15 protein-coding genes are annotated in these 18,047 nt (G+C 68.6%); 4 read left to right on the top strand and 11 right to left on the bottom strand.

Annotated features, from left to right (window positions below; all coding sequences use genetic code 11):
- Window positions 1-11: 11 nt before the first annotated feature.
- From grpE to RTA_RS12795, 8 genes are all read right to left on the bottom strand, one after another.
- The gene (gene grpE, locus RTA_RS12830; protein ID WP_013901837.1) at window positions 12-605 is read right to left on the bottom strand and encodes a nucleotide exchange factor GrpE; all 594 of its coding nucleotides are present in this window, start codon (window positions 603-605) and stop codon (window positions 12-14) included.
- A gap of 188 nt (window positions 606-793) precedes the next feature.
- A complete protein-coding gene (locus RTA_RS12825) occupies window positions 794-1,144 on the bottom strand; it encodes an FKBP-type peptidyl-prolyl cis-trans isomerase (protein WP_013901836.1) in 351 nt (116 codons plus the stop codon).
- A 72-nt stretch (window positions 1,145-1,216) separates the two neighbouring features.
- Window positions 1,217-2,410, bottom strand: coding sequence for a fumarylacetoacetate hydrolase family protein (locus tag RTA_RS12820; protein WP_013901835.1), 1,194 nt, complete (start codon window positions 2,408-2,410; stop codon window positions 1,217-1,219).
- A 13-nt stretch (window positions 2,411-2,423) separates the two neighbouring features.
- Window positions 2,424-2,732 (bottom strand): winged helix-turn-helix transcriptional regulator, encoded by a 309-nt coding sequence (locus RTA_RS12815; protein ID WP_013901834.1) that lies wholly within the window; start codon window positions 2,730-2,732, stop codon window positions 2,424-2,426.
- Between the two features lie 163 nt (window positions 2,733-2,895).
- The gene (locus RTA_RS12810) at window positions 2,896-3,429 is read right to left on the bottom strand and encodes a MarR family winged helix-turn-helix transcriptional regulator (protein ID WP_081466272.1); all 534 of its coding nucleotides are present in this window, start codon (window positions 3,427-3,429) and stop codon (window positions 2,896-2,898) included.
- The gene (locus RTA_RS12805; protein WP_013901832.1) at window positions 3,426-4,415 is read right to left on the bottom strand and encodes a Bug family tripartite tricarboxylate transporter substrate binding protein; all 990 of its coding nucleotides are present in this window, start codon (window positions 4,413-4,415) and stop codon (window positions 3,426-3,428) included. The genes RTA_RS12810 and RTA_RS12805 overlap by 4 nt, the downstream gene beginning before the upstream one ends.
- A 46-nt stretch (window positions 4,416-4,461) precedes the next feature.
- Window positions 4,462-6,342, bottom strand: coding sequence for a feruloyl-CoA synthase (locus RTA_RS12800; protein ID WP_013901831.1), 1,881 nt, complete (start codon window positions 6,340-6,342; stop codon window positions 4,462-4,464).
- Window positions 6,339-7,124, bottom strand: coding sequence for a crotonase/enoyl-CoA hydratase family protein (locus RTA_RS12795; RefSeq protein ID WP_041675518.1), 786 nt, complete (start codon window positions 7,122-7,124; stop codon window positions 6,339-6,341). Before RTA_RS12795 ends, RTA_RS12800 begins: the two co-directional genes overlap by 4 nt.
- Before the next feature lie 93 nt (window positions 7,125-7,217).
- Between RTA_RS12795 and RTA_RS12790 the strand changes: the two genes are divergently transcribed.
- Window positions 7,218-8,078: a 4-hydroxyphenyl-beta-ketoacyl-CoA hydrolase gene (locus tag RTA_RS12790; protein ID WP_013901829.1), complete on the top strand. Its 861-nt coding sequence runs from the start codon at window positions 7,218-7,220 to the stop codon at window positions 8,076-8,078.
- Window positions 8,079-8,084: 6 nt separating this feature from the next.
- Here the strand turns inward: RTA_RS12790 and RTA_RS12785 are convergent, their stop codons facing one another.
- Entirely contained in the window at window positions 8,085-9,263 is a 1,179-nt protein-coding gene (locus RTA_RS12785) for a sensor histidine kinase (RefSeq protein WP_013901828.1), read from the bottom strand.
- Window positions 9,264-9,960: 697 nt separating this feature from the next.
- Here RTA_RS12785 and RTA_RS12780 point away from each other — a divergent pair.
- Genes RTA_RS12780 through RTA_RS12770 form a run of 3 tightly spaced genes read left to right on the top strand, consistent with a single transcriptional unit; the run spans window position 9,961 to window position 14,743 of the window.
- Window positions 9,961-11,883, top strand: coding sequence for a PrkA family serine protein kinase (locus RTA_RS12780; protein ID WP_013901827.1), 1,923 nt, complete (start codon window positions 9,961-9,963; stop codon window positions 11,881-11,883).
- Window positions 11,884-11,907: 24 nt separating this feature from the next.
- On the top strand, window positions 11,908-13,215 hold the full coding sequence (locus RTA_RS12775) for a YeaH/YhbH family protein (RefSeq protein WP_013901826.1): 1,308 nt from the start codon (window positions 11,908-11,910) through the stop codon (window positions 13,213-13,215).
- 1 nt (window position 13,216) lies between these two features.
- Window positions 13,217-14,743, top strand: coding sequence for a SpoVR family protein (locus RTA_RS12770; RefSeq protein WP_013901825.1), 1,527 nt, complete (start codon window positions 13,217-13,219; stop codon window positions 14,741-14,743).
- A 17-nt stretch (window positions 14,744-14,760) separates the two neighbouring features.
- On the opposite strand, the gene RTA_RS12765 is transcribed toward RTA_RS12770, so the two are convergent.
- Complete coding sequence (locus RTA_RS12765; RefSeq protein ID WP_013901824.1) at window positions 14,761-16,863, bottom strand: GAF domain-containing hybrid sensor histidine kinase/response regulator; 2,103 nt, start codon at window positions 16,861-16,863, stop codon at window positions 14,761-14,763.
- Complete coding sequence (locus RTA_RS12760; protein ID WP_013901823.1) at window positions 16,856-17,968, bottom strand: 5-methyltetrahydropteroyltriglutamate--homocysteine S-methyltransferase; 1,113 nt, start codon at window positions 17,966-17,968, stop codon at window positions 16,856-16,858. Before RTA_RS12760 ends, RTA_RS12765 begins: the two co-directional genes overlap by 8 nt.
- Between the last annotated feature and the right edge of the window lie 79 nt (window positions 17,969-18,047).

The following is an 18,047-nucleotide window of genomic DNA, read 5'->3' as shown; positions in this document are numbered from 1 at the left end:
GGCGCACGCGGTCACTGCGGTGCGGCCACCGTCACCAGGGCGGGCCGCAGCACGCGCTCGGCGATCGAATAGCCCTTTTGCAGCACGCTCACCACGGTGTTGGCTTCCTGGCCGAGGGCCGGCACCACGGAGATCGCCTGGTGCTGGTGCGGGTCGAACTTGGCGCCGGCCGCGGGGCTGATCTCCAGCACCTTGTTGCGCTCCAGCGCGCTCTTGAGCTGGCGCAGCGTCGCCTCGGCGCCTTCACGGATCTGCTGGGGCGTGGCCTCCTTGATGGCCAGGCCCGCTTCCAGGCTGTCGGCCACCGGCAGCAGGCTCTCGGCGAAGCTGTCCACGGCGAACTTGCGCGCCTTGGATATCTCTTCGTCGGCGCGCCGGCGGATGTTCTGCATCTCGGCCTGGGCCCGCAGGTACTGCTCGTTCAGTTCGGTGTTCTTGGCCTGCAGCGCCGCCAGCTCGGACTGCAGCTGCGCGGCCTCCGCTTCGTTGGCGGCCTGGGCCGCCTCTTTCTCTTCGGGACTGGCGTCGACAGGCGTGCCCGGCAGCTCTGCCTTTTCTTCGGGCCAGGACGGGTCGAACGAGGGTTCGGTTCGGTTCTCGGACATGGTAAGTGGTTGAGGCAAAACGGGCTGCGCAGCACCTTGGGGCTGGGAAGCCCTTTTCAAGGCAGGGAAATGGGCCCGATCCGAAAAAGACGAGCCTGCCGCTGCAGCTCAACCGTTATTCCGCCGCATGCCGTCCCTGCATGCGCTTCGCGATCGGGATGACCGCGTGCGACGGGGCTGAGCCCCGATCAGTGCGCGTCGAGCAGCTCGACGTCGAACTTCAGCGTCGCGTTCGGCGGGATCACGCCGCCGGCGCCGCGCGCGCCATAGCCCAGCTGGGGCGGGATGATGAGCGTGCGCTTGCCGCCTACCTTCATGCCGGCCACGCCCTCGTCCCAGCCCTTGATCACCATGCCGGCGCCCAGCGAGAAGGCGAACGGGTCGTTGCGGTCCACGCTGGAGTCGAACTTCGCACCCTGCTGGCCGTTGTTGAACAGCCAGCCGGTGTAGTGCACGTGCACATGCTGGCCGGCGCGCGCCTCGGCGCCCTGGCCCACGGTGCTGTCTTCGTATTGCAGGCCGGAGGGGGTGGTGATCATGGACTTCCTTTGCTGTGAATGGAGGAGCTGCCGGCGCCAGCGCGAGCAGCATTTTTTGCCGGCGAGCGCGTCTCAGGGCAGCAAGCCCCGGCGCGCCAGGTCCCGCATCAATGCGGCCGTGCCATAGCTCCACGGCGCGATGCGGTCGCTGGTGTCGACACGATTGCCCAGTGTACCCAGCCGCGGCGTGGCGATGGCCACCACGTCGCCGACCTCGTGCGTGAAGCCCTGGCCCGGGCCATGGCGGTCCTGGGTGGGCGCGAACATGGTGCCCAGGAACAGCATGAAACCATCCGGGTACTGGTGGGTGCGCGCCGCCGGCGGGCCCATCGCCTGCTCCACCAGGGCCAGCGGATCGCGGCTGATGCGGGCCAGCGAGCTGCTGCCCCGCATCACGAAGCCGTGTTCGCCGCGCACCTCCATCGTGAGTTCGCAGCGCCGCACGTCGTCGATGCCGAAATGCCCGTCGAACAGGCGGATGAAGGGGCCGATGGCGCAGCTGCCGTTGTTGTCCTTGGCCTTGCCCAGCAGCAGCGCGCTGCGGCCCTCGATGTCGCGCAGGTTGACGTCGTTGCCCAGCGCCGCGCCCACCGTCTCGCCGCGGCTGTTGACCGCCAGCACCACCTCGGGCTCGGGGTTGTTCCAGCGGCTGGCCGGGTGCAGGCCGATGTCGGCGCCCGTGCCCACGGCGCTCATCGGTTGCGCTTTGGTGAAGATCTCCGCGTCCGGCCCGATGCCCACCTCCAGGTACTGCGACCAGGCACCCTGGGCGATCAGCGCTTCCTTCAGGCGCGCCGCCTCCGGCGAGCCCGGGCGCACGGCGCTCAGGTCCTCGCCGATGACGGCCGTGACCGCGCGGCGCACCGACTCGGCGCGGCTGGCGTCGCCGCGGGCCTGTTCCTCGATGACGCGCTCCAGCATGGAGGCCACGAAGGTCACGCCCGCGGCCTTGATGGCCTGCAGGTCGCAGGGGGCCAGCAGCCCGGGCTGCGCCGGATCGCGCCGTCCCGCCTCGCTGTTGGCCAGCACGGCCGCGGTGTCGGCCAGCCTGACGGGCCGGGCGGCGCGCACGGCGGCCGCCGCGTCGGGCAGCTCCAGCAGCTGGCTGCAGGTGGGCGCCAGCGCCGACAGGTCGTACACCCCGTCGGGCCGCACCTGCACCAGCACCGGCCCCTGGCCAGGCAGCCAGACGCGGCCGATCAGCAGGGCCTGGCCGGCGTCGGACGGCAAGGCGGTGGCGGGAAGCAGCAGGTCGGTCGGTGTCATGGTGGAGGTCGGCTTATTTTTTCCGGGCGCTGCTCATCGCCCACTTGGCCGCGAACGCCTGCAGGTCGCTCATGCGCTTGATCAGGTCGGCGCCGACAGGGGTGAGGCTGTAGCCGTCGCTGCCGTGGCTCACCAGCCCGGCCTCGCGCAGCTGCTTGATGCGGGTGTTGAGCGTGTTCGGGGTGATGCCTCCCACGCTGTCCTGCAGCAGGCGGAAGGTCTGGGCATGGCCATCGCGCAACGCCCACAGCACGCGCAGCGCATAGCGCGCTTCCAGCAGACCCAGCAGCTGGCTGATGGCGGCGTTGTCCTTGGAATTCATGTGGGGGGAGTCTCCTGGGCCCGCAGGCGGGCACCCGGCGGCCTGGGCAGTGTAGCCATATCTTGCTATACAAACAATAGCAGCGTAACAACCCCGCAACGAGGTTGCTGCGAATTTGCTAGCTACATGGCAAGCATTGGTGCGGCCTGCGCCAGCCCGAGCTTCAAAGATAGATCTTCTTGAGCAATCGGATGAGCGTCTTCTGCTCAGCCGGCGAGAGCCGGGTGGCGACCTCGCCCTCCAGCTCGGCCGCAGTGCGCTCGGCGCCCTGCATCAGTTTCTGCCCGGCTGGCGTGAGGTGCAAGCCCATCGCGCGGCCATCCCGCGGATGGGGCTTGCGGACGATCAGTTCGCGCTTTTCCAGCGCGCCGACCATGCCCACCAGGTTGGGCGGCAGGATGCCCAGGGCGGCGCACAGCTGGCGCGAGGTGATGCCCGGATTGTGCGTGATCAGGGACAGCACCGAGAAGTCCACCGGCCGCAGCTGGTAGCGGGCCATGCGTTCGAGGAAGACCTCGATCACCGCCAGCGCCGCGCGCCGGGCGTTGTAGCCCAGCAGGCTTTCCAGGTAGGTGGTGTCGACCTGATCGACGAACGGGTCTTCCTTCGCATGCCACCGCGGAACCGGCTTTGCCGGGCCGCTGGTGGCGCCCCCTTGAGGGGGAGGCCGCTGCAAGCGGCTTCGGGGGTGGGTCATGATTCAGCGGTGAAGCCGATGCGCTTGACCAGCGGCGCCCAGCGGGTGTGCTCGTCGCGCTGGCTCTTGTCCATCTCGGCGGCCGAGGAGCCCTGGGCCACCAGGCCCATCAGCGCCAGCGAGTCGATCACGCCCTTGTCCCGCAGCGCGGCGTTGATGGCGGCGTTGGCGTTGGCGACCACGCCGGCGGGGGTGCGCGCCGGCGCGTAGAAGCCGAACCACTCCTCGGTGGTCAGGTCGGGGAAGCCCTGCTCGGCATAGGTCGCGACCTCGGGCGTAAAGGGCGTGCGCTGCGCCCCCGAGGTGGCGATGATGCGGATCTTGCCGGCCTTGTGGTTGGCCAGCGCGTCGCCGGTGGGGGTGGAAGTGGAAGCCAAGGTGCCGCCGATCATGTCGGCCACTGCCGGCAGCGAGCCGCGGTAGGGCACGTGCTTGAGCTCGACGCCGGTATTGATGCCCAGCAGCGCCGCCAGGAAATGGGGCGTGGAGCCGGCCGCCGGCGAGCCGTAGTTGGCCTTGTCGGGGTTGGCCTTGGCCCAGGCCAGGAAGTCCCTCACCGTCTTGACGCTGGCCGGCACCTGGGGACCGACGGTGAGCGCATGCGTCATCACCGCGGCCATGGACACCGGCACGAAATCCCGGAACGGGTCATAGCTCAGGCTCCTGTAGATGTGCGGGTAAATCGCCGTGCAGGAGTAGGGCGTCAGCAGCAGGGTCGAGCCGTCCGGCGCGGCGGCCTTGACCGTCTCGCAGGCGATGCGGCCGCCCGCGCCGGGCTTGTTCTCCACCACCGCGGCGTTCTTGGAATACGCGGTGCCGCCCAGGCGCTCGGCCACGCGGCGGCTGGTGCTGTCGGCGGTGCCGCCGGCCGGAAAGCCGTTGATGATCCTGACCGACTCGAACGCCTGGGCGCGGGCGGCCAGGGGGAAGGCGCCGAGCGCCACCAGCGAGGCGGCGGACTGGACGAAGCGGCGGCGGTGGGTCATGGCAGGTCTCCTGGGGTGTTCGGGCGGTGGGGGCTGATCGGATCGGTCAGCGGCCCTGCCGCGGTGCCAGCGTGAACGGCAGGCCGCCGTCGTGCAGCGCGGCGACCAGCGCCTCGCGGTGCTTGAGCACGGCGCGCTGGTTGATCGAGCCCTTGTCGGTGACCTCGCCCTTGTCGATGGAGGGGGGCTCGTGCATCAGGTGCAGGCGGGCGACCCGCGTGGCGCTGCCGGTGGCGCCGGCCGAGAGATCGTCCACCACGTTCTGGAAGTGGGCCTGCACCGGCGCGCTCTCGAGCACGTCCTTCAGGGCGGTGGTTTCCGGCAGGCCGGCGAGCCTGCGCACCGCGGCCGCGGGGAAGATCAGCGCGCCTACTTCATTGCGGTTGAGGCCGGTGATCACCGCGTCCTGCACGTAGGGGGCCCCGGCCGCGATGATCCTGGCGCGCAGCGGCCCCACGCTGACGAAGGTGCCGGTGGCGAGCTTGAAGTCCTCGGCAATGCGGCCGTCGAACTTCAGCCCCTGGTGCACGTCGTCCTCGGCGATCCACAGCACCGCATCGCCGGTGCAGAAGAAGCCCTCCTCGTCGAAGCACTCGCGGGTGGCCTCGTCGTTGCGCCAGTATCCGGGCGTGATGTTGGGGCCGCGGTAGCGCACCTCGGTCTTGCCTTCCATCGGCACCAGCTTGAGCTGCAGGCCGGGCGTGGGCAGGCCCAGGTAGCCGGCCTTGACCTGCGGATGGGTGACGAACAGGCCGAACGGGCCCGACTCGGTCATGCCCAGGCCGGTGCCCATCACGATGCGCTCGCCGATCTCCCGCTCCTGGCACTCGTGCAGCGCGTCCCACACCGGCTGGGCCAGCGCCGCGCCGGCGTAGAAGAACATGCGCACCCGCGACAGCAGGTTGCGCCGCAGCGCGTCATCGGTCTTCATGGCCTGGGCGATCGCCTCGAAGCCGGTGGGCACGTTGAAATACACCGTGGGCGCGATCTCGCGCAGGTTGCGCAGCGTCTCGCCCATGAGCTGCGGCACCGGCTTGCCGTCGTCGATGTAGAGCGTGCCGCCGTTGTACAGCGTCAGGCCGAAGTTGTGGTTGCCGCCGAAGGTGTGGTTCCAGGGCAGCCAGTCCACCAGCACCGGCCCGCCTTGGGCCTCCTGCTCGGCCAGCACCGGCATGGACTGGCGCATCTGCTGCTGGTTGGAGCACCACATGCCGTGGGTGTTGATCACCGCCTTGGGCAGCTTGGTCGAGCCCGAGGTGAACAGGAACTTGGCGATGGTCTCCGGCCCGGTCGCCTGCATCGCGGCATCCACCGCCGGGCTGGGGCGGGTGGCGAGCAGCTCGGCGAAGGGCGTGACGCGGCGGCCGTCCAGTGCGCCTTCGGCCAGCACGATCTCCGTGGCGGGGTCTACCGCGGCGGCGATGGCCTTGCCATAGCGTCCCGCGTCCGAGGCGAACACCAGCCCCGGGGTGAGCGTGGCCAGCACGTGGCGCAGCTTGTCGTAATCCTGGCTGATGGTGGAGTAGGCCGGCGAGACCGGACAGAAAGGGATGCCGGCATACAGGCAGCCCAGGGCCAGCAGCGCATGTTCCAGGCTGTTCTCGCTGAGGATGGCCACCGGCCGCTCGGCGTCCAGGCCGCGGTCGAGCAGCGCCTGGGCGATGGCGCGGGCGCCCTCCAGCGCCTCGCGGTAGCTCAGGTGGCGCCATTCGCCGGTGCTGCCGGCGGCCTGGCGCACCCGGCGCGCCATGAAGCTGCGCTGCGGCGCGGTCTCGGCCCAGTGCACCAGCCGGTCGGTCATGCGCCGGGCGCAGGGCTGCAGCGGCTGGTCGGCCTGCAGGTAGCGCACCCCGCCGGCGCCTTCGCGCACGAGCACGCGGGTCACGCCGAAGGTCAGGGGCCGGTAGCGGGGCGCGGGCTGGTTCATGTCTCTGACGCTTTCTTCACCTTGTCGGCACGGCCTTCCAGGAAGGCGCGCACGCGTGCCTTGGCCTCGGGCGCGCTCTGCGCGATCGCCGCCATCAGCGCCTCGGTCAGGAAGCCCTGGTCGGCGGGCTGCTCGGCGATGCGCGGCAGCGCGTGCACCAGCGCGTAGTTGGTGAGCGGGGCGTTCTCCGCCACCCGCTGCGCCAGGGCCAGCGCCTTGTCGAAGGCCTGGCCCGCCGGCACGCGGTACTGCGCGAAGCCGGCGCGCTCGCCCTCTTCGGCGTTGTAGACCCGGCCAGTGAGCATCATGTCCGTCATGCGGGCGGCGCCGATCAGGCGCGGGATGCGCACTGCTCCGCCGCCGCCGACGAAGATGCCGCGCGAGCCTTCGGGCAGCGCGTAGAAGGCGGTGTCGTCGGCCACGCGGATGTGGCAGGCCGCCGCCAGCTCCAGCCCGCCGCCGACCACGGCGCCGTGCAGCGCGGCGACCACCGGCACCGGGCCGTACTGCACCCGCTCCAACGCGGCGTGCCACATGCGCGAGTGGTGCAGGCCGGCGCCGGCATCGCGCTCCTTCAGCTCGGACAGGTCCAGGCCGGCGCAGAAGTGCTCGCCCGAGCCGCCGAGCACGGCGGCGCGCACGGTGGCGGGGAGGTTCTCGAACGCGTCGCGCACCGCCAGGACCAGGGCGTCCGACAGGGCGTTGCGCTTGGCCGGACGGTTGAGGCGGATCACGGCGACCGCGCCGCGGATGTCGATGTCGAGGTCTGGGGAGGGGGTCATGGAGTTTGCCGGGTTGCGCGGATTATTGTTATCGTGCATAACCAAATTCAAGCCGCCGAGCCCGCCCGCAGGCTGGGACTTACCCCTAGGACCATGGACCACGCCAACCTCGTCGCCATCGACATCCACACCCACGCCGAAGTCAGCTGCTGGAACCCTTTCGACAGCTATGGCGAGGAGTACGACCGGGCCGCCGACAAGTACTTCCGCTCCAGCCGCCGGCCCACCATCGCGGAGACGGTGGCCTACTACCGCGAGCGCAAGCTGGGCCTGGTCATGTTCACCGTGGACAGCGAATCCAAGCTCGGCCGCCGGCGCATCCCCAACGAGGAGATCGCCCAGGCCGCCCGCGAGAACAGCGACATGATGATGGCGTTCGCCAGCATCGACCCGCACAAGGGGCGGATGGGCGCGCGCGAGGCCGAGCGGCTGATCAAGGAGGAGGGGGTCAAGGGCTTCAAGTTCCACCCCACGGTGCAGGGCTACCACCCATACGACCGCATGGCCTGGCCGATCTACGAGGTGATCGCCGCCCACAAGATGCCGGCCATCTTCCACACCGGGCACAGCGGCATCGGCTCGGGCATGCGCTGCGGCGGCGGGCTGCGCCTGGAATACAGCAACCCCATGCACCTGGACGACGTGGCCATCGACTTCCCCGACATGCAGATCGTCATGGCCCATCCCAGCTTCCCCTGGCAGGACGAGGCGCTGTCGGTGGCCACGCACAAGCCCAACGTCTGGATCGACCTGTCGGGCTGGAGCCCCAAGTACTTCCCGAAGCAGCTGGTCCAGTACGCCAACACGCTGCTCAAGGACCGCGTGCTGTTCGGCAGCGACTACCCGCTGATCACCCCGGAGCGCTGGATGAAGGATTTCGAGGAGGCCGGCTTCAAGCCCGAGGTGATGCCCGGCATCCTCAAGGGCAACGCGGTGCGGCTGCTGGGGCTGTAGCCTGCTTCAGGCCGGCGTGCGCGTATGGCGCGGCGGCGCCAGCGTGAAGCTGAAGCTGGCGCCCTGGCCGGGCAGCGAGTCGGCCCAGATGCGCCCGCCATGGCGCAGCACGATCTTGCGCACCATAGCCAGGCCGATGCCGTTGCCTTCGAACTCGCCGGCGGCATGCAGCCGCTGGAAAGGGCCGAACAGCTTGCGCGCGTAGCGCGGGTCGAACCCCACGCCGTTGTCCTTGACCTCGTACACGTAGCTGCCGTCGGGCCGGGCACTGCCGCTGAAACCGATGCAGGCGCCCTGGCCCGCCGTCGAGGTGAATTTCCAGGCATTGCCGATCAGCTGGTCCATGACGATGGACAGCAGTTCCGGGTCGCCCTGGACCGGGGCGGTCGGCTCGATCGCCACCGCCGGCTGGTGCTGCGCCGGCTGCCTGCGCAGCCGGTCCACGCTGGCCTGGGCCAGGGCTGACAGGTCCACCTGCTCCAGGTGCGGCCGCGCGCCCGACAGTTCGGCCAAGGCGAGCAGGGCGTCGGTGAGCCCGGCCATGTGCTGGACGCCGGCGCGCAGCCGCTCCAGGTAGTGGCGGCACTGGTCGTCGAGCTGGCCGTCCAGCCGGCGTTGCAGCTGCGCGCTGAAACCGTCGATGGAGGACAGGGGGCCGCGCAGGTCGTGCGCCAGGGAGTGGGCGAAGCCGCGCAGGTCCTCGTTGCTCTCCTCGAGTTCGGCCGTACGGCTGCGGATGCGCTGCTCCAGCACGTTGTTGAGAAGCACGATCTCCTTGGCCGCCCGGCGGCGTTCGGTCACGTCGGTGTCCACCAGCAGGATGGCCTGCAGCCCGGCGTCCCCCATCAAGGCGGCGCAGCGCCGTTCCACGCAGATCACCTGGCCCTCGGGCATCAGCCACTCGGCCTCGCCCTCCCAGGAGCCGGTGTCGGCCAATTGCGCCAGGCAGCCGGGGCTGGGCGCTGCGCCGCTTCCCAGCAGCTGCGTGAACCGGCGTCCCAGCGCGTCGTCGCTGTCCACGCCGAACATCCGGCGCGCCCCGCTGTTCCAGTAGCGCACGGTCTGGTCCGGCGCCAGCACCACCGCGGCGTCCTGGACCAGTTCGAGCAGGGTCCACGGGTGCTCGCCGCCGGTGGACAGCGGTGCCGCACCCGTCCAGCGGCGCAACGCTTCGGTCGCGATCATGGTTCCTCCCTGCTTGCGTCAGCGGATGCGCATTCTGCCGCCGCACAGGGCACCAGTGGAAGCTTTACGCCCAACCCGACCCGGCTTAGGCAAATCCCCTAAGCCTCTGCCGGAATGCGCTAACTGTTGAGCTGCTGGGCGGGCACCCGGCTGACTGGTGACGTGCCCACACCTCTCGCATGCCGAGCAGCAGCCTGCGCGGCATGCAAGCACATTGCTGCACGAGGCCGCCCAGGTCGGCGGGCCCGGCCTGCACACACGACTGGAGAAGACCTGGTCCGAGGAGGCGTGCCATCCACTGCGTCGCGACGACTTGCGGGCCCCTCGGCCCCATCGGTCACGGCCACAACGGCGCGGGGCTTCGGCATGGCCCATTCCACCAGGCCGTTCGAGGTCTCTCATCGCATCGGCGCTGGTCCGCATCGCGGCGCGCGAGCTTCTTTTCTCCCTGCGCGGCGCCCGCGTCGTGAGGCATCCATTGGGCATGTTGCGCGCAGGCGTTGTGCCGGCGCGGCACAGCAGAACAAGCGCTTTCCCCTAGAAACTTTCAGCCCTTGTTTTTGTCTATGGTTCACCTACAGTGAACGCAGGCCTTTGCCTACAGGGACCCGACGGGGCGCAAACCTTGCTGCGCTAAAGTGGTTGCGAACAGCTGTTGCCACCGTCCCTGCCGCTGCTGTTGTTGGAAGGAGGTTCCATGGATGTAGTTCGCAATTTCCTGGCGCGTTACGAGCAGACGCGCGAGGAAGAAATGTCGCTGGAGGAGTACCTGGATCTGTGCAAGCGCGATCCACTCGTCTATGCGACGGCCGCCGAGCGGATGCTGGCCGCGATCGGTGAGCCGGAGGTGATCGATACCCGGCATGATCCACGCCTGTCGCGCATCTTCGGCAACAAGATGGTGCGGATTTATCCCGCATTCAAGGATTTCTACGGGCTCGAAGAGCCCATCGAGCAAGTGGTCTCCCACTTCCGCCATGCGGCGCAAGGCCTGGAGGAGAAGAAGCAGATCCTCTACCTGCTGGGGCCGGTGGGCGGCGGCAAGTCGTCCATCGCCGAGCGCTTGAAGCAGCTGATGGAGCAGGTGCCCTTCTACGCCATCAAGGGCTCGCCGGTCAACGAATCGCCCCTGGGCCTGTTCAGCAACGACGAGGACAGCCCGCTGCTGGAGCAGCAGTTCGGCATCCCGCGCCGTTACACGCAGCGCATCATGTCCCCCTGGGCCGTCAAGCGGCTGCAGGAGTTCGGCGGCGACATCCGCAAGTTCCGGGTGGTCAAGCGCTACCCGTCCATCCTCAAGCAGTGCGCGATCGCCAAGACCGAGCCGGGGGACGAGAACAACCAGGACATCTCCTCGCTGGTCGGCAAGATCGACATCCGCAAGCTGGAGACCTACGCGCAGGACGACCCGGACGCCTACAGCTACTCCGGCGGCCTGTGCCTGGCCAACCAGGGCCTGCTGGAGTTCGTGGAGATGTTCAAGGCGCCCATCAAGGTGCTGCACCCGCTGCTGACGGCCACCCAGGAAGGCAACTTCAAGGGCACCGAAGGTTTCGGCGCGATCCCGTTCGACGGCATCGTGATGGCCCACTCCAACGAAAGCGAGTGGAAGGCCTTCCGCAACAACAAGAACAACGAGGCCTTCCTCGACCGGATCTACATCGTCAAGGTGCCTTACTGCCTGCGGGTGACGGAGGAGGTGAAGATCTACGACAAGCTGATCCGCAACTCCTCGCTCAAGGACGCGGTGTGCGCCCCGGGCACGCTCAAGATGATGGCCCAGTTCGCCGTCCTCACGCGGCTGAAGGAGCCGGAGAACTCCAGCATCTTCTCCAAGATGCAGATCTACGACGGCGAGAACCTCAAGGACACGGATCCCAAGGCCAAGAGCTACCAGGAGTACCGCGACTACGCCGGGGTGGACGAGGGCATGACCGGCATCTCGACCCGCTTCGCGTTCAAGATCGTCTCCAAGGTCTTCAACTTCGACAGCAACGAGATCGCCGCCAACCCGGTGCACCTGATGTATGTGCTGGAGCAGCAGATCGAGCGCGAGCAGTTTCCGCCCGAGATCGAGCAGAAGTACCTGTCGTACATCAAGGAGCACCTGTCGGCGCGGTATGCCGAGTTCATCGGCAAGGAGATCCAGACGGCCTACCTCGAGTCCTACTCCGAGTACGGCCAGAACATCTTCGACCGCTACGTCACCTATGCCGACTTCTGGATCCAGGACCAGGAGTACCGCGACACCGACACGGGCGAGATCTTCGACCGCGCGGCGCTCAACGCCGAGCTGGAAAAGATCGAGAAGCCCGCCGGCCTGTCCAACCCCAAGGACTTCCGCAACGAGATCGTCAACTTCGTGCTGCGCGCGCGCGCCAACAACGCCGGCAAGAACCCGGTGTGGACCAGCTACGAGAAGCTGCGCACGGTGATCGAGAAGAAGATGTTCTCCAACACCGAGGACCTGCTGCCGGTCATCAGCTTCAACGCCAAGGCCAGCGCCGACGAGCAGAAGAAGCACGAGGACTTCGTCAACCGCATGGTGGAGAAGGGCTACACCCACCGCCAGGTGCGGCTGCTGTGCGAGTGGTACCTGCGGGTGAGAAAGAGCTCCTGACCAGGGCGGAAGGCGTAAAACCCCGTGGCACTCAATGACCGATCGGGGCGTTCAGCGCTCCACCAGATCATCGACCGGCGGTTGTCGGGCAAGAACAAGTCGATCGGCAACCGCGAGCGATTCCTGCGCCGCTACCGCGAGCAGATCCGCGACTCGGTGCGCAAGGCGGTGGGTGACCGCAGCATCCACAACATCGAGGACGGCGCGGACATCTCGCTGCCGCGGCGCGACGTGTCCGAGCCGGTTTTCCACCACGGCGCGGGCGGCAGCCGCGAGATGGTGCATCCAGGCAACCAGGAGTACGTGCGCGGCGACAAGATCCCGCGCCCGCGCGGCGGTGGCGGCGGTGGCGGCAGCGGCAGCGCCTCCCCGGACGGCAGCAGCGAGGACGACTTCACCTTCCGCATCACGCGGGAGGAGTTCATGAACTACTTCTTCGACGATCTGGCGCTGCCGCGGCTGATCCGCACCCAGCTGCTGGCCGACGCTCCGGAGTGGAAGAGCCGCCGCGCCGGCTTTATCTCGGAAGGCAATCCCACCAGCCTGCACGTGGTGCGCTCCATGCGCGTGGCGCTGGGGCGGCGCATCGCCATGGGAGGCGAGGCTCGCACGCAGCTGCGCCGGGCCGAGGAGATGCTGGAGGCCATGGAGGCGCGCGGTGACGCCCTGCCGGCCGAGATCGCCAAGCTGAAGCAGGAGATCGCCGAGCTGCGCCAGCGCCTCAAGCGCGTGCCCTTCATCGACCCGTTCGACCTGCGCTACCGCAACCGGGTGCGCGAGCCGCTGCCCACCAGCAAGGCCGCGATGTTCTGCCTGATGGACGTGTCCGGCTCCATGGACGAGGCCCGCAAGGACCTGGCCAAGCGCTTCTTCATCTTGCTGTACCTGTTCCTCAGCCGGCACTACAAGCAGACCGACGTGATCTTCATCCGCCACCACACCCAGGCCGCCGAGGTGCCGGAGGACGAGTTCTTCCACGCCACGGAATCGGGGGGCACGGTGGTCTCCAGCGCGCTCACGCTTATGAACGAGATCATCCGCCAGCGCTACATGGGCTCGGAGTGGAACATCTACGGCGCGCAGGCGTCGGACGGCGACAACTGGCAGCAGGACTCGAGCAAGTGCCGCGAGATCCTGAACCACAAGCTGCTGCCGCTGTGCCGCTACTTCGCCTACGTGCAGGTGGCCGACGAGGACCAGAACTTGTGGGAGGAGTACACCCGCGTGCGGGACGAGAACCCCCACTTCGCCATGCAGAAGATCGTGACGCCGGCGCAGATCTTCCCGGTGTTCCGCGACCTGTTCAAGAAAAACCCGGTGGGGACTGCCTGATATGGAAACGACCCTGGTGCGCGGAGCCAACCGGCTTCCCGCGGCGTCGGACTGGACGTTCGACCTGATCGAGACCTACTTCGACGCGATCCGGCGCATGGCCGAACGCTTCAAGCTGGACACCTACCCGGTGCAGCTGGAGCTGATCTCGGCCGAGCAGATGCTGGATGCCTATGCGTCGGTGGGCATGCCGGTCAACTACCGGCACTGGTCCTTCGGCAAGCAGTTCATCTCCAGCGAGAAGAACTACCGCCGCGGCCACATGGGCCTGGCCTACGAGATCGTCATCAACTCCGATCCCTGCATCGCCTACCTGATGGAGGAGAACACCCTGCCCATGCAGGCGCTGGTGATGGCGCATGCCTGCTTCGGCCACAACTCCTTCTTCAAGGGCAACTACCTGTTCCGGATGTGGACGGATGCCTCGTCCATCATCGACTACCTGGTCTATGCCAAGGCCTACATCGCCGAATGCGAGGAGCGGCACGGCCTCGAAGCGGTGGAGGAGATGCTGGACGCCTGCCACGCGCTGATGAACTATGGCGTGGACCGCTACCGCCGGCCGCAGAAGATCAGCATGGTCGAGGAGGAGATGCGCCGCAAGGATCGCGAAGCCTACCTGCAGCAGCAGATCAACGACCTGTGGCGCACGCTGCCCCGCCAGCCCGGCAAGCAGGCCAAGCAGGAGCGCCGGCGCTTCCCCGAGGAGCCGCAGGAGAACCTGCTGTACTTCATCGAGAAGAACGCGCCGCTGCTGGAGCCCTGGCAGCGCGAGGTGGTGCGCATCGTGCGCAAGGTGGCGCAGTACTTCTACCCGCAGCGCCAGACCCAGGTGATGAACGAGGGCTGGGCCACCTTCTGGCACTACACTCTGCTCAACACCATGTACGACGAGGGGCTGCTGGCCGACGGCTTCATGATGGAGTGCCTGTCCTCGCACACCAACGTGGTGTTCCAGCCGCCCGTCACCGATCCGCGCTACAGCGGGATCAACCCCTACGCGCTGGGCTTCGCGATGTTCACCGACATCAAGCGCATCTGCGAGCACCCCACGCAGGAGGACCGCGAGTGGTTCCCCGACATCGCGGGCAGCGATTGGCTCAAGACGCTGGACCACGCGATGCGCCACTTCAAGGACGAGAGCTTCGTCGGCCAGTACCTCTCGCCGAGGCTGATGCGCGATTTCCGCCTGTTCTCCATCGTCGACGACTCGGCCCGCAAGGAGCTGGAAGTCTCGGCCATCCATGACGAAACGGGTTACCGGCGCGTGCGCGAATCCCTGTCCAAGCAGTACGACCTGAACTGGCGCGAGCCCAACATCCAGGTCTGGAACGTCAACCTGCGCGGCGATCGGTCGCTGACCCTGCGCCACAGCCGCCACAACGACCGTCCGCTGGACAACAGTGCGGAGGAAGTGGTCAAGCACGTGGCCCGGCTGTGGGGCTTCCGCGTCCGGCTGGAGAGCGTGGACAGCCACGAGCGGGTGCTGCAGCACTGGGAAGTGACGCCCGCGCCGCAGCACGCCTGAACCGGACGGCGCGCGGCTTACCGCAGGACTGGCGCCGCGCTGGCGGCCATGAACTCGTCCAGCCGCCGGCTCAGGGCAGGCAGGCCCTGTGCCACCGCCACCAGGTTGCCCGACGCGGCGTGGTCCTCCAGCAGCCCGGCCACCAGGTGCAGCGCCTCGGCGCCGGCCATGGACGAGGAGCCCTTGAGCGAGTGCAGCTGGCGCCGCAGCTCGGCCTCCTGGCCCTGCTCGAGGGCGGCGCGCAGACGCTCCATTACGCAGGAAGCATCCGTGCGGAAGGAGGCCAGCATCACTCGGAAGAGTTCCTCGTCGCCGTCCATGCGTTCCAGTGCCTGCCGCCATCCGAAGGTCGCATGCGCCTGCGGCTGCTGCTGCTGCTTCGCAAGGGCGGGCGCCAGGCGGCGCAGGCGGCTGGCGCCGCCGGCCGGGACGCGCGCGGTCCAGCGCGCCACCACCTCGGCCAGCAGCCCCGCGTCCAGCGGCTTGCTGAGGTAGTCGTCCATGCCGCTGCGCAGGCAGCGCTGGCGGTCCAGGGGCGAGGCGTTGGCCGTCAGCGCGATGATGGGCGTCCTGCAGCCCGTGGCGCGCAGCCGTTCGGTGGCCTCGTAGCCGTCCATCAAAGGCATGCGGCAGTCCATGAGGATGGCGTCGAAACGGCCGCGGCCGACCGCGTCCAGCGCCTTCAGCCCGTCGTCCACGAGGACGACGTCGTGGTAGCCCGCGTGTTCCAGCAGGCCGCGGATGACGATCTGGTTGGTGGGGTTGTCCTCGGCCACCAGCAGCCGCTGCGCCCGCCCGGGCGGGTTGGCCGGCGTGCCGGCCCCGCCTTGCGCCGCGCCGGCCGGGGCAGCCGCCGGCTCGTAGGGGATCTCGCAATGGAAGGAGGAGCCGCGCCCGGGCTGGCTGTCCAGGGCCACGTCGCCCGCCATCATCAGGCACAGCTGGCGCACGATGGCCAGGCCCAGGCCGGTGCCGCCCCACTCGCGGGTGGGAGAGGTGCCGGCCTGCACGAAATGCTCGAACAGCCGCCTTTGCAGCGGCGCGGAGATGCCGATGCCGGTGTCCCAGACCGTCAGGCGCAGGCGGCCCGGTGCGCTGCCGGCGACCCCCACGGTCAGGCCGACCTCGCCCACCGCGGTGAACTTGAGGGCGTTGGACAGCAGGTTGTCCAGGATCTGGCGCAGCCGGCCCCGGTCCGCGCCGATGTGCCGCGGCACATCCGCGCCCAGCTGCAGGCGGAACACCAGGCCCTTGTCCTGCGCGCGCACCGTGTACAGGCGGGCAAGATCGTTCACCAGCCGGTGCAGGTCGAAGTCGCTGCGCTCCAGCTCCAGCCGGCCCAACCCGGTCTTGCCCAGGTCCAGCACGTCGTTCATCAGGGCCAGCAGCGACTGCGCGCTGGCGTCCGCCAGCGCCACGTACCTCTGCTGCTGCGCGGTGAGCTGCTGCTCGGCCAGCAGCAGCCGGGTCATGCCGATCACGCCGTTGAGCGGCGTGCGGATCTCGTGGCTGATGGTGTTGAGGAACTCGGTCTTGGTCCGGTTCGCGGCCTGCGCGGCGGCGCCGCGGGCCAGCTGCTCCTGGACGTCGGGCAGGGCCAGCCCGTGCAGCTGCTCGCGCTGGAGCAGCGCCCACTGGACTGCCAGCGCCAGGTCGCGCAGCGCGCAACGCTGCACCTCGGACAGGTGCAGCGGCCGCCGGTCCATCACGCACAGCGTGCCCACCCGCTCGCCGCCGGGCATCACCAGCGGCACGCCGGCATAGGAGCGGATGCCTTCGCGGGTGACCAGCGGGTTGCCTGCGAAGCGCGCATCCGCCAGCGCGTCCGGCACCTCCAGCAACCCCTCCTGCTCGATGGCATGGGTGCAGAAGGAAAGCGGGCGGGGCATGCTTTCGAAGGTCGGCAGGCCCACCCGGGCCTTGGGCCACTGCCGCGTGTCTGCCACCAGGCTGACCATGGCCACGGGCGCGCCGCACACGGCGGCGGCGCTGCGCGCCAGCGCGTCGAACACAGGCTCGGGCGCGCTGTCCAGGACGGCAAGGCACCGCAGCCGCGCCAGCCGCCGGCTTTCGGCGTCCCCGGGGGCGGTGGGTCGGTCGCCGGCGGCCTCCCTAAGCACTTCCCCACATCTCCTGGGCCGTCTCGATCACCAGCCGCAGCTTGCTGCGCTGCGCTTCCACCGCGATGTTGTTGCCGTGCACCGTGCTGGAGAAGCCGCATTGCGGCGACAGGGCCAGCTGCTCCATGGGCGCGTGCTTCGCCGCCTCGTCGATGCGGCGCTTGAGCGCGTCCTTGCCTTCCAGCTGGCCGAACTTGGTGGTCACCAGGCCCAGCACCACGGTCTTGCCCTTGGGCAGGTAGCGCAGCGGGCGGAAGTCGCCGGAGCGCTCGTCGTCGTACTCCATGAAGTACGCGTCGATGTCCATCTCCTTGAGCAGCGCCTCGGCCACCGGCTCGTAGTTGCCGGCCGCCGCATGGGTGCTCTTGAAGTTGCCGCGGCACAGGTGCATGGCCAGCAGCATGCCCTGGGGCCTGCGGGCCACCACCTTGTTGATGAACCTGGCATAGCGGTGCGGCAGCTCGTTGGGATCGTCGCCGCGCTGGCGGGCGGCCTCGCGCATCTTCTCGTCGCACAGGTAGGCCAGGTTGGTGTCGTCCATCTGCACGTAGTGGCAGCCGGCTTCGTGCAGCGAGCGCAGCTCGTCGCCATAGGCCTGGGCCACGTCGTCGTAGAACGCCGGGTCCAGCTCGGGATAGGCCTCCTTGCTGATGCCCGCGCGGCCGCCGCGGAAGTGCAGCATGGTGGGCGAGGGGATGGTCACCTTGGGCGTGCGGCCGGCGGCCACCTGGGACTTCAGGTACTCGAAATCGCGGCGCTGGATATCCCTGGCGTGGCGCACCTTGCCGGTCACGCGGATCACCGGGGGCGCCAGCTCCTCGGTGCCGTCGGGCTTGCGCACCGTCACCGGGATGTCGGTCTTGACGCCGCCCAGCTGCTCGAGGAAGTCGATGTGGAAGTAGGTGCGGCGGAACTCGCCGTCGGTGATGCTCTTGAGGCCCACGTCCTGCTGGAACTTGACGATCTCCGCGATCGCCTGGTCCTCCACCGCGCGCAGCTGCTCGGGCGTGATCTCGCCGCGCGCCTTGCGCTCGCGGGCCTCCAGCAGGTACTTGGGGCGAAGGAAGCTGCCGACGTGGTCGTAGCGGGCAGGGAGCTGGGTCATGGGAGTCTCCTTAGGCGTGTGTGCGAACGCGCCATGGTAGGCCATGCTGCGGTATAACCAACCGACATAGCAAGTTGAC

The sequence above is a fragment of the Ramlibacter tataouinensis TTB310 genome, assembly GCF_000215705.1.
Lineage (GTDB): Bacteria > Pseudomonadota > Gammaproteobacteria > Burkholderiales > Burkholderiaceae_C > Ramlibacter > Ramlibacter tataouinensis.
Note: the sequence above shows the minus strand (reverse complement) of the source record. Positions and strands in the feature narration are given on the sequence as shown.

What these genes read in the sequence shown, in the direction of transcription:
- RTA_RS12825 (WP_013901836.1), bottom strand. Translation starts at nt 1,144, where the DNA reads ATGATCACCACCCCCTCCGGCCTGCAATACGAAGACAGCACCGTGGGC.
- grpE (WP_013901837.1), bottom strand. Translation starts at nt 605, where the DNA reads ATGTCCGAGAACCGAACCGAACCCTCGTTCGACCCGTCCTGGCCCGAA.
- RTA_RS12790 (WP_013901829.1), top strand. Translation starts at nt 7,218, where the DNA reads ATGGACCACGCCAACCTCGTCGCCATCGACATCCACACCCACGCCGAA.
- RTA_RS12760 (WP_013901823.1), bottom strand. Translation starts at nt 17,968, where the DNA reads ATGACCCAGCTCCCTGCCCGCTACGACCACGTCGGCAGCTTCCTTCGC.
- RTA_RS12805 (WP_013901832.1), bottom strand. Translation starts at nt 4,415, where the DNA reads ATGACCCACCGCCGCCGCTTCGTCCAGTCCGCCGCCTCGCTGGTGGCG.
- RTA_RS12810 (WP_081466272.1), bottom strand. Translation starts at nt 3,429, where the DNA reads ATGACCCACCCCCGAAGCCGCTTGCAGCGGCCTCCCCCTCAAGGGGGC.
- RTA_RS12795 (WP_041675518.1), bottom strand. Translation starts at nt 7,124, where the DNA reads ATGACCCCCTCCCCAGACCTCGACATCGACATCCGCGGCGCGGTCGCC.
- RTA_RS12815 (WP_013901834.1), bottom strand. Translation starts at nt 2,732, where the DNA reads ATGAATTCCAAGGACAACGCCGCCATCAGCCAGCTGCTGGGTCTGCTG.
- RTA_RS12780 (WP_013901827.1), top strand. Translation starts at nt 9,961, where the DNA reads ATGGATGTAGTTCGCAATTTCCTGGCGCGTTACGAGCAGACGCGCGAG.
- RTA_RS12785 (WP_013901828.1), bottom strand. Translation starts at nt 9,263, where the DNA reads ATGATCGCGACCGAAGCGTTGCGCCGCTGGACGGGTGCGGCACCGCTG.
- RTA_RS12770 (WP_013901825.1), top strand. Translation starts at nt 13,217, where the DNA reads ATGGAAACGACCCTGGTGCGCGGAGCCAACCGGCTTCCCGCGGCGTCG.
- RTA_RS12800 (WP_013901831.1), bottom strand. Translation starts at nt 6,342, where the DNA reads ATGAACCAGCCCGCGCCCCGCTACCGGCCCCTGACCTTCGGCGTGACC.
- RTA_RS12820 (WP_013901835.1), bottom strand. Translation starts at nt 2,410, where the DNA reads ATGACACCGACCGACCTGCTGCTTCCCGCCACCGCCTTGCCGTCCGAC.